Source organism: Mesobacillus boroniphilus JCM 21738, from assembly GCF_000517385.1.
GTDB lineage: Bacteria > Bacillota > Bacilli > Bacillales > Cytobacillaceae > Mesobacillus > Mesobacillus boroniphilus.
In genome coordinates this window covers 73,582-84,782 of sequence record NZ_BAUW01000007.1, presented here as the reverse complement: position 1 = coordinate 84,782, position 11,201 = coordinate 73,582, and the positions used below count along the sequence as shown (strand labels likewise).

Here is an 11,201-nt window from a genome sequence, read left to right as displayed (position 1 = left end):
GTTGATAGATCAGACTTTGTCCGAAGTAGTACTAGGTTCAGACAAAACAGGCTGTGGAAGAAAAGACTTTGTCCGAAGTAGCTCCAGGTTCAGACAAAACAGCCGTGGATAGAACAGACTTTGTCCGAAGTACCCCCAGGTTCGGACAAAACAGCTAATTGAAGAGCAGAACTTGGTCAATGTAGGCTGTCCTCCATCAAGAAAATTTGTCAGATCCAGCCTTTCCATTAAAACCTCCCATACCAGTACCACTTATTTTTTACAACTTCACGAAAGATTCGCCTTTTTAATTCATACAATTTACAGAATGTCCATTTGATTTTAATTGCGGTGAATGGAGTGAATTTATGAAGCCGTCCTACTTGATTAAACCTGTCTTGGATGAGGACTATCCAGAGATTGACTATGGAAAAGGTGTCTTTCTTTTTGACAAAGATGGCAAGAAATACCTTGATGCTGCATCCGGGGCTGTCACGGCAAATATTGGACACGGAGTACCAGAAATAATATTGGCAATGCATGAACAGTCCAAACGGGTGTCTTTTGTCTATCGCTCCCAATTCACCAGTGAGGCAGCAGAAAAGCTGGCAGAAAAACTTGCTGACGCATTGCCGGGAGATTTAAATTGGAGTTTCTTTGTGAACAGCGGTTCTGAGGCAACCGAAACGGCGCTGAAAATTGCGATTCAGTACTGGCAAGAGAAAGGGATCAAGTCAAAAACCAAAATACTGTCAAGATGGATTAGCTACCATGGGATTACTCTTGGTGCTCTTTCAATGTCAGGACATCCAGGGAGAAGAGCAAGGTTTGTTCCATTGCTTGAGGAATTCCCATCGATTTCACCACCATATTGCTATCGCTGTCCATATCAAAGCACGGCACCTGAGTGCGGATATTTATGTGCGATGGAACTAGAGGGAGCAATCAAGCGAATCGGTTCTGACCATATTGCCGGATTTATAGCAGAACCGGTGATTGGCGCGGCTGGAGGAGCTATCACACCTCCGAAAGGTTACTATGAAACAATTAAAAAGATATGTGACGAAAACAATATATTATTCATTGCGGATGAGGTGATGACGGGCTTTGGCCGAACAGGGCCGATGCTGGCGTCTGAACATTGGAATGTCATTCCTGATATTGTCGCGCTCGGTAAGGGAATGGGTGCTGGATATGCTCCGATTGCAGCGACAGTCGTCAGTGACCACATCATGGAGCCAATCCTGCATGGCTCTAAATCGATTATGAGCGGCCATACACTTAGTGCAAATCCACAATCATGTGCCGCTGCACTGGCTGTATTGGAATACCTCGAGAATAATGACATTTTAAGTGATGTGGAATCAAAGTCAGTTTACCTTAAAAATAAACTTGATCAGTTAAAAAGACAGTTTGACTTTATAGGAGATGTACGGGGAAAGGGTTTGCTGCTTGGTCTTGAATTTGTCAGATTGCCAGTTGCGAAGATCCCGTTCGAACGGAGTATAAAGTTAACTGAGCTAGTTGTAAAAGCGGGCAGGGATCAAGGGATCTTGCTATATCCTGCAGGTGCCGGCCTGGATGGAGTGTCAGGGGACGCAGTGATTATTTCCCCGCCGCTGACCATCACCAAGCGTGAGATTGACGAGTTAATAAACTTGCTGAAGGCAACATTCATTGAAGTGTATAGAATACTCGGATTTCCTAATGAAAATGGGGTTGGAAAATAAATGGAAAATCCATTCGGAAAAATAGCTGCGCTTGAGCAGGCAATGGAGCATTTTTATGACGGAATGACCTTGATGTTTGGCGGTTTTGGTGGAGTAGGATCTCCACCTGACCTGATTGACGGCATTCTTGAAAAAGGTATTAAAGAACTTGTGCTGATTGGAAATGATACAGGTTTCCCTGAAATCGGCATCGGCAAAATTGTCAGCCGGGGAAAGGCGAGCAAAGTCATTGCCTCCCATATTGGGTCGAATCCGATAGCCGGCGAACTGATGACCAGGGGTGAAATGGAGGTTGAGTTCTCGCCACAGGGAACTTTGACGGAACGCATCAGGGCTGGCGGAATGGGGTTAGGCGCTATATTGACAGATATAGGCGTTGACCATGAATTTGTTGCTAAAGGAAAAAAAAGAATGAACTTGAACGGCAAAGAGTATTTGATTGAGACAGCTTTGACTGCAGAGGTATCAATTGTTTATGCCAAAAAGGCCGACCCTTACGGAAACCTTGTATTCGATAAAAGTGCCCGGAATACAAATCCGCTCGTGGCGATGGCCGGAAATTTCACGATAGCGGAGGCGGAGGAAATCGTTCCTCTTGGCAGCCTGGATCCAGAAGAAATTGTGACGCCCGGTGTATTCGTGGATATGGTAATACCTTCTGGAGGGGTGAATTGGAAATGGGCATGGGAATAGATGTAAGAAATAGGATGGCCAGACGAGCATCCGAGGAAATCGCCCAAGGTATGGTTGTCAACCTTGGCATTGGGATTCCTTCTTTAGTACCAAATCACCTTCCGAGAGAAACGCGAGTGATGTTCCATGCCGAAAATGGAATTGTTGGGATGGGGAAGTCGCCTGAGAAGGGCCTGGAGGATGAAAACCTGTGTAATGCTGGTGGTTTCCCGGTTACGGTCATGGAAGGTTCCTCTTATTGTGATAGTGCAGTGGCGTTTGGAATGATTCGGAGAGGCAGGGTAGACCTTACCATTCTCGGTTCCTTGCAGGTTAGCCAAAAAGGAGACCTGGCGAACTGGATCGTTCCCGGCAAAAAGGTTCCGGGTATGGGCGGAGCGATGGAACTGGCACAAAAAGCAGGGAAAGTAGCAGTATTGATGAACCATACCGACAAAAATGGTGTACCTAAAATAGTGGAATCGTGCACATTGCCTCTGACCGCCGAAACCTGTGTCGACATTATTATCACTGATCTTGCCGTTTTTAAAGTACATGAAGGTTCGTTGATTCTGTCTGAACTTTTTGCGCCACATACTGTCACTGAAGTTACTGCTAAGACTGCGTGCGATTTTTCAATCGTCGAGGATATCCGGATTATTGAATATTAAAGGGGCTGATATCGTGCAATCTGCTGAGCAAAAGGTGAGGAGTTACATTAAGGAAAGCAGAATAAGAGGGACACGGCTTTTGCAAAAATTAGTCCAGGAACCAAGTACAAGAGGTAATGAAAGTGGTGCACAGGCGGTGATCATTGAAAAATGCCGCGAGCTGGGCCTGGAGATGGATATTTGGGAAATCGGGGATAGCGGACTGACTGTTCACCCGGCGTTTTGTTCTGACCGGAAAGATTTCACTGGAAACCCGAATGCTGTAGGAATCATGAGGGGAACTGGTGGAGGCAGGTCGATGATCCTTAATGGACATATCGATGTTGTTCCCGCAGGCGACCCAAAAGATTGGGATAAGGATGCGTATAGCGGACATATTGAATGCGGCAAGTTATTTGGCCGAGGTTCGACAGATATGAAGGGTGGCACAACTTCACTGCTCATGGCAATGGAGGCTATAAAAAATTCAGGAATAAAGTTAAAGGGCGATGTCATTTTTCAAAGTGTGATTGAAGAAGAAAGTGGTGGAGCGGGCACACTTGCCACTGTACTAAGAGGTTATAAAGCGGATGCTGCAATCATCCTGAACCTACTAATATGAAGCTTTTTCCAAAGCAGCAAGGGTCGATGTGGTTCAGGGTTTCTGTGAAAGGAAAAGGGGCGCATGGCGGAACGAGGTATGAAGGTGTCAATGCGATTGAGAAAGCGATGCTGGTGATTGATAGACTGAGAAGCTTGGAGTCTCAAAGAAATGAAAGAATCACAGATCCGTTTTTTGAAAGTATACCCATTCCTATTCCTATCAATATCGGAAAAATCCATGCAGGAGACTGGCCATCATCTGTACCTGATTTAGCGGTGATTGAGGGCAGGATGGGGGTCGCCCCAAATGAAACACAGGAAGAGGCAAAACGTGAAATGTATGAAGCCGTTGTCGGTGTCTGTAACGATGACCCATGGTTAAAAGAAAATATTCCTGAACTTGAATGGTTCGGTGCAAGCTGGCTGCCAGGCGACCTGGATCCTGAACATGAACTGATTCATGTCCTTTCAGAAAGCTTTATGAATGTTAAGGAAAAGTCTCCATTAATCGAGGCATCCCCATGGGCAACTGACGGTGGTATCCTATCCAAGGTTGGCGGAGTGCCAGTAGTGGTTTTTGGTCCAGGAGTAACGGAAACGGCACATCAGGCGAATGAATATATCAAGCTTGAAGATATTTTTGAAGCGGCGGAAATCATTGCATTGTCATTACTTAAATGGTGTGAAATCAGCGAATAAGCCTATTTTCGCAGACATAAAAAATGCCGGTTGTTCAGCGTTTTAATCTGTTTCTAATTCAAAGGTTCTGTGGGAAAGAACGCTGATGCCTCTATAAAAATGCGGGCTTGAACATGGGGATCAAGATGAGGAGGAAGTCAAAAAGTGGGAGATATCAAGATAAGGACGGCCATTCCTGGTCCAAAGGCAATGAAATTGCTAGAAAGAAAAGAAAAGAATGTTCCTGTTGGACCATTTAACACAATCAAATCGTTTGCCGAAAGAGGCAAAGGTGCATTATTGACGGATGTGGATGGAAACACATTCATCGACTTTGCGGGTGCAATCGGCACTCTGAATGTTGGTCACTGCCCACCTGAGGTTGTGAACGCACTTCATGAGCAGATTGACCGTTATCTTCACCCTTGCTTCCATGTGATGATGTACGAACCTTATATAGAACTGTCTGAGTTGCTCAATAAAATCACCCCAGGGACTCATGGTAAAAAAACTTTTTTCCTTAGCAGCGGAGCTGAAGCGGTAGAAAATGCGATTAAAATAGCCAGGAAGTATTCAGGGCGGAAAGGAATCATTTCATTTGAAAGAGGCTTCCATGGAAGGACCTATATGGCAATGTCCCTGACCAGCAAAGTAAAACCATACAAGTATCAGTTCGGGCCATTCGCACCTGAAACATATAAATGGCCATACCCTGTCTATTCTCAGGAAAAAGGCATGGCACCTGAAGAACTGGATGCATATATGCTGAATAAGTTTGAGACCTTTTTCCTTAGCGAGGTGCCAGGCACGGAAATTGCCGCAGTCATTATGGAACCGATTCAGGGGGAAGGCGGTTTTAATATTCCATCCAAAACCTTTGTTCAAGGTGTGAAAAGGATCTGTGAACAGTATGGCATTCTCTTTATTGCAGATGAAATCCAAACCGGTTTTGGCAGGACAGGGAAGATGTTCGCGATGGAGCATTACGGTGTCGTTCCTGATTTGATGACAATGTCGAAATCGATTGCTGCCGGGCTGCCAATCAGTGCGGTCACAGGAAGAGCTGAAATTATGGATTCTGCAGGTATAGGGGAAATTGGCGGAACCTTTGGTGGAAGTCCTCTCGGTTGTGTAGCGGCAAAAGAAGTCGTTAAAATGATAGAAGAGCATAAACTTCTTGATAGGGCGAACCTGTTCGGCGAGAAGTTTCAGGATAGGTTCGGCAAACTGACAGACCGTTTCCCGATGATTGGTGATATCCGTTCCTTAGGAGCTATGTGTGCGATTGAATTTTTCTATGATAATGATCAACCTAACGGACAAATCGTTCGGGAAATACTTGCAAAAGCACATCAGAGAGGATTAATTTTAATGAGCGCTGGTCTTTATGGGAATGTAATCAGGCTTTTAGCTCCTCTTGTTATAACAGATGATCAGGTTGAGGAAGGATTCGAGGTGCTTGAATCCGTAATAAATGAATGCTGCCAGCAGTAGGAGGGGAATTCAATGAGACAGAATTTATGGATTAATGGAGAGAGTGTGGGAACGGAATCATACCGTCAGCTTTCTAATCCTTTTAATGGAGAGAAAATCGCCGATGTAGCAGAGGCAGGCAGGGAAGATGTGATAAGAGCGATCGATTCAGCTGCCGGGGCAGCAAGGAAGATGGCAGAAATGGATGCCCATAAGCGTTCAGATATCCTTCGGAGAGTGGCTGAATTAATCCAGGAAGACAGGGAAGAGTGTGCCCGGCTGATCGCGGAGGAATCATCCAAACCATTGAAGGCTGCCCGGGGTGAAGTAGACCGTACCATCATGACCTATACATTTGCATCAGAAGAGGCCAGGAGGCTCCATGGTGAAACAATCCCGATGGATGCAGCTCCTGGAGGCGAGGGAAGAGTGGCCTATACTGTAAGGGAACCGCTGGGAGTAATTGCTGCAATCACACCTTTCAACTTTCCGATGAACCTTGTGGCCCATAAGGTCGGGCCGGCAATCGCAGCTGGAAATACGGTAGTCCTTAAGCCAGCAAGCCAGACGCCGTTATCCGCCTATAAAATTGCTTCCTATTTCCATCAGGCAGGACTCCCTGCGGGTGCTCTAAATTTAGTGACTGGCAGCGGAAAAAATGTTGGTGATGTGCTGATTGGCGATGACCGGGTGAAAATGGTCACGTTTACCGGCAGCCCTGAAGTCGGGAAGTACATCCGCCAAAATGCAGGATTAAAACGTGTCACACTTGAATTAGGATCTAACTCAGCGTTGATTGTCGACGAGGGAACCGACCTGAAAAAGGTGATGCCAAGAGTCGTTACGGGTGCCTTTTCAAATCAGGGGCAGGTTTGCATTTCTATCCAGAGAATTTCGTTCACGAAAAGATCTCTGAAGAATTTGTATCTTTGTTTATTGAAGAAGCTGGCAAACTGAAAGTGGGAGATCCACTGGATGAACAAACAGATTTAGCTGCAATGATCAGCGAAAATGATGTGATAAGAGCAAAGGCCTGGATACAGGATGCGGTGAAGAATGGGGCGGAGCTGGTATATGGCGGTGAAAGTGAAAAACAAATTCTGAAGCCTACTGTGCTGCTGAATGCGCAGCTTACTGATAAAGTTTCCTGTGAGGAAGTATTCGCACCCGTTGTCCATATCAACACCTTTAAGGAATTTGATGATGCAATTGAACAGGTTAATGACTCAAAGTTCGGGCTGCAAGCAGGAGTCTATACTAATGATCTTCAAAAAGCATTCAAAGCTGCAAAAATCCTTCATGTAGGCGGTGTAATGATCAATGATATTCCGACATTCCGGGTAGACCACATGCCTTATGGCGGTGTCAAATTGAGCGGAACCGGCAGAGAAGGGATTAAATACGCCTTGGAAGAGATGACTGAACTTAAGCTTGTATCAATCAAACTAGATTGAACTCTCAGCCTGGCCTAAAGCCAGGCTTTTAATACGATTGGAATTTTCAAGGGAGGCACGAAGATGCATATAGGCAAGACGATGGTTTTATCGGAAAAGGAGTATAACATGACCGTTTATCTTGATAAACAGAATAAGCGCGTCAGAGTAGAAGACTATTTAGGTAGTCTATCGAATGTAATGGACGAAGCTGAAAAGATTGTAGAGAGCGAAAAGGCTGATAAATTGATTATCAAAGGAAGAAGAGAGCATTTTTCGGAGCTGCTTGAACGAGGTTACATTTTTGAGGCAAGCATTGACGGATTTTTCCTGGGCTCTGATTGCGTGTTTTTTTCGAAGTTTCTCAGTGACGAGAGGCGAATATCGCCACACTGTCCAAGAGGACGGAATCATCAAAAGTGTTTATCATTTGGCAGAACCTGCACAGAAAATCAGTCCTCCAAAAGATTACGTTTTGAAAAAAATGGACGAAACTGATGCTGCAGGTTTATCGGCTTTATACAAGGCAGTTTTCCAAATTTATCCCACACCGTTGAATGATTCAGACTATATCGTTAAAACGATGCAAGAAGGAAGTATATATTACGGTTTTGTCCATGATGGTCAGATTGTTAGCGCCGCATCAGCAGAAGTGAACTCTTTTTATAAAAATGCTGAAATGACTGATTGCGCAACATTAAAAGAGCATAGGAAGTTTGGGCTGATGAAAGTGCTGCTGGCCCGCCTTGAGGATGAAATAATTGAAAATGGAATTTATTGTTCTTACTCCATTGCCAGGGCTTTATCATTCGGATGAACGCAGCTCTGCATCAATTGGGTTATGCGTACCGGGGCAGGCTGGTGAATAACGTTTTTATCTATGATAAAATTGAAAACATGAATGTTTGGGTAAAAGATTTGGCAAAATCGCCAAATTTTGGGCAGTGATAAGACAGTTTTTCGGCACTCTGTCATATACTCAATATGGGAGAGTGATGAGTTTGAATTCAGTATCAAATGTGACGGAAGAGATCTTGAGCGCAATATTGAAGTGCATCGACGAGGCGATCCATGTCGTGAATACAGAAGGCATTACCATTTTTTACAATGAAATTGCTGCCAAGCACGATGGACTGGGAATCAGCGAAGTGGTTGGGAAACCGCTCCTAAGTGTATTCCCTTCACTCAACAATCAGTCCAGCACTCTATTGAAAGTAATCGAAACGAAGAAGCCGATTTATAATGAAACCCAATCTTTCGTCAATTTGCATGGACGGAAAATCGACACTGTCAATACTACCCTGCCCATCTTCGTACATGGGGAATTGATTGGAGCAGTTGAAATTGCAAAGGATTATTCCCAAATCAAGCAGCTTTCTGAACGTCTTGTCGAAATTCAAAGAAGTCTTAAGCTTCGTGGCGGGAAAGCCATTAAACAGCAAGCAGGCTATACGTTCAGCGACCTGCTTACAAATAATAGGCATTTTATGACGATTAAAAAAAAGGCAGAGAAACTGGCAAAATCAGATTCTCCTATCCTTGTATATGGGGAAAGCGGGACCGGCAAGGAGCTTTTCGTCCAATCCATCCATAACGCCTCCAGTCGGGCAGCGGGACCCTTTATTGCGCAAAACTGTGCGGCTATCCCGGAAAACCTGCTTGAAAGCATCCTGTTTGGTACATCAAAAGGAAGCTATACAGGAGCAGTGGACAGGCCTGGACTGTTCGAACTCGCTAACGGCGGTACACTTTTCCTTGATGAGCTGAATTCGATGCCGTTCGACCTTCAGGCCAAGCTGCTTCGTGTCATTGAGGATGGGGCTGTCAGAAGAGTCGGCGGTTCGAATGTTACTTCTGTTAACGTCAGGGTGATTTCTGCGATGAATGTTTACCCTACTGTGGCAATGGAGGCGAATCAGCTGCGGACGGATCTGTTTTACCGCCTGAATGTATTGACATTCGAACTGATGCCCTTAAGACAAAGGAAGGAAGACATTCTTTATTTATCCGCTATCTTCATCAGTCAATATAACAAGCAGCTGAGGAAGCATGTTTCTGGGCTGGATGAACATGTAAAAACACTTTTTCTTAAACATCAATGGCCCGGAAATGTCAGGGAGCTGAAACATACAATAGAATACATGATGAATGTATGTGAAGGCAGTATGCTTACTGGTCAAGACCTTCCAATGATGATGAAAAAAATCCAGCCAGAACCCGGTGAAGAAACACGAACTTCCTTTATTTTGAGAGAGAATCTAAAGGAGCTTGAAATTCAATTGATCAATGATGCGCTGGATGCTTCTGGCGGCAATGTCCAGAAAGCAGCCGTCCTGCTTGATATCCCTAGACAAACCCTTCAATATAAAATGAAAAAATTGAATATATGATACTTTTAATCTGCCGAATTTTCAGCAGGTTATTTTTCTTTTAACAGAACTCAGTATAAAGCATCCTTCTTAAACCCTTGCAGGTAGCTGGATTATATGAATTCAGAATAATCCGTCACTTTTGGCACGGAACTTGCATTATAAATAGCTATAAAAATAGCTAGGGGGAATTGGGATGAAACAGACATTATATAAGCCTTCGAGACATTGGAAGGATATTGAGCTTTGGAAGGACGTTACAGATGAGCAATGGAATGACTGGCTGTGGCAGCTTACAAATACAATCAGGACACTGGATGATTTGAAGAAAGTCATTAATCTTACACCAGAAGAAGAAGAGGGTGTGAGGATCTCTACTAAAACAATCCCATTGAATATAACACCTTACTACGCTTCATTAATGAATCCCGATGATCCTCGCTGTCCGATCAGGATGCAGTCAGTGCCAATCTCCAAGGAAATACACAAAACGAAATATGATCTTGAAGATCCACTTCACGAAGACGAGGATTCACCTGTACCAGGCTTGACGCATAGATATCCTGACAGGGTGCTTTTCCTTGTGACCAACCAATGCTCGATGTATTGCCGTTACTGCACACGCAGAAGATTTTCCGGACAAATCGGCATGGGGGTTGCGAAGAAACAGCTTGATGCCGCAATTAACTATATCAGGAATACTCCTGAGGTCCGCGATGTATTGATTTCTGGCGGTGATGGCCTGCTAATCAACGATAATATTCTTGAATATATCTTAAAGAACCTGAGAGAAATCGACCATGTTGAAATCATCAGGATTGGAACCCGGGCACCAGTTGTTTTCCCGCAGCGAATTACAGAGAATCTTTGTTCAATCCTCAAAAAATACCATCCAATCTGGCTGAACACACACTTCAATACATCAATTGAAATCACTGAAGACTCAAAGCAGGCCTGTGAAATGCTTGCCAACGCTGGGTCCCAGTTGGAAACCAATCCGTCATACTAGCAGGGATTAATGACAGTGTTCCGATCATGAAGAAGCTCATGCACGACCTCGTGAAAATCCGTGTACGTCCCTATTATATCTACCAATGTGACTTGTCTGAAGGCATCGGCCATTTCCGTGCGCCGGTCACAAAGGGGCTTGAAATTATTGAAGGCTTGAGAGGACATACTTCTGGTTACGCAGTCCCGACTTTTGTTGTCGATGCTCCTGGTGGCGGTGGCAAGATTTCCTTGCAGCCAAATTACTTGATCTCCCAGAGTCCGGAAAAAGTCGTCCTCCGCAACTTTGAGGGTGTAATCACGTCTTATCCAGAGCCAGAAAATTATGTTCCAGGCAGAGCGGAAGGGTACTTCAAACAAGTGTACCCAGACTATGAAAAGAAAAAATCGAACGCTGGAATCGCAGCTATTATGAACGACAGTGAATTCAACCTGATTCCTGAAGGACTTGGCAGGATCGACCGCAGGGAAAAGTATAAGGATGACCCTGCACATGCTTCCCTTAAGGATAAGCGTGAAAAACGTGATGAGCTGAAGGAAAAAAAAATTCATGGCACAACAGAAAAAAACGACAGCTGAAGCGGTTGATGGCCAGGGAGCTATACC

At 44.5% G+C, this 11,201-nt stretch carries 5 protein-coding genes and 4 pseudogenes; all 9 read left to right on the top strand.

Annotation, left to right across the window (positions count from 1 at the left end):
• Positions 1-347 precede the first annotated feature (347 nt).
• The 9 genes and pseudogenes from JCM21738_RS04030 to kamA all read left to right on the top strand — a co-directional run bounded on the left by JCM21738_RS04030 (position 348) and on the right by kamA (position 11,174).
• Positions 348-1,709, top strand: a complete 1,362-nt coding sequence (locus tag JCM21738_RS04030) for an aspartate aminotransferase family protein (protein ID WP_023627675.1) — start codon at positions 348-350, stop codon at positions 1,707-1,709.
• A complete protein-coding gene (locus JCM21738_RS04025) occupies positions 1,710-2,402 on the top strand; it encodes a CoA transferase subunit A (protein ID WP_023627676.1) in 693 nt (230 codons plus the stop codon).
• Positions 2,387-3,052 carry a 3-oxoacid CoA-transferase subunit B gene (locus JCM21738_RS04020; RefSeq protein WP_031308496.1) on the top strand — a complete coding sequence of 222 codons (666 nt, stop codon included), beginning with the start codon at positions 2,387-2,389 and terminating at the stop codon, positions 3,050-3,052. Before JCM21738_RS04025 ends, JCM21738_RS04020 begins: the two co-directional genes overlap by 16 nt.
• A 13-nt stretch (positions 3,053-3,065) precedes the next feature.
• A pseudogene (locus JCM21738_RS04015) lies at positions 3,066-4,333 on the top strand (peptidase).
• A 189-nt stretch (positions 4,334-4,522) separates the two neighbouring features.
• Complete coding sequence (gabT, locus tag JCM21738_RS04010) at positions 4,523-5,806, top strand: 4-aminobutyrate--2-oxoglutarate transaminase (protein ID WP_051391384.1); 1,284 nt, start codon at positions 4,523-4,525, stop codon at positions 5,804-5,806.
• A 12-nt stretch (positions 5,807-5,818) separates the two neighbouring features.
• A pseudogene (locus JCM21738_RS04005) lies at positions 5,819-7,239 on the top strand (aldehyde dehydrogenase family protein).
• Positions 7,240-7,302: 63 nt separating this feature from the next.
• A pseudogene (gene ablB / locus JCM21738_RS27645) lies at positions 7,303-8,166 on the top strand (putative beta-lysine N-acetyltransferase).
• Positions 8,167-8,213: 47 nt separating this feature from the next.
• Positions 8,214-9,608 (top strand): sigma-54 interaction domain-containing protein, encoded by a 1,395-nt coding sequence (locus tag JCM21738_RS03995; protein ID WP_031308501.1) that lies wholly within the window; start codon positions 8,214-8,216, stop codon positions 9,606-9,608.
• Between the two features lie 175 nt (positions 9,609-9,783).
• Positions 9,784-11,174, top strand: a pseudogene (gene kamA / locus JCM21738_RS03990) (lysine 2,3-aminomutase).
• Positions 11,175-11,201: the final 27 nt, after the last annotated feature.

Bases quoted from the DNA above. Each gene is read 5' to 3' on its own strand.
- JCM21738_RS04030 (WP_023627675.1), top strand. From the start codon at position 348: ATGAAGCCGTCCTACTTGATTAAACCTGTCTTGGATGAGGACTATCCA.
- JCM21738_RS04025 (WP_023627676.1), top strand. From the start codon at position 1,710: ATGGAAAATCCATTCGGAAAAATAGCTGCGCTTGAGCAGGCAATGGAG.
- JCM21738_RS04020 (WP_031308496.1), top strand. From the start codon at position 2,387: ATGGGCATGGGAATAGATGTAAGAAATAGGATGGCCAGACGAGCATCC.
- gabT (WP_051391384.1), top strand. From the start codon at position 4,523: ATGAAATTGCTAGAAAGAAAAGAAAAGAATGTTCCTGTTGGACCATTT.
- JCM21738_RS03995 (WP_031308501.1), top strand. From the start codon at position 8,214: ATGAGTTTGAATTCAGTATCAAATGTGACGGAAGAGATCTTGAGCGCA.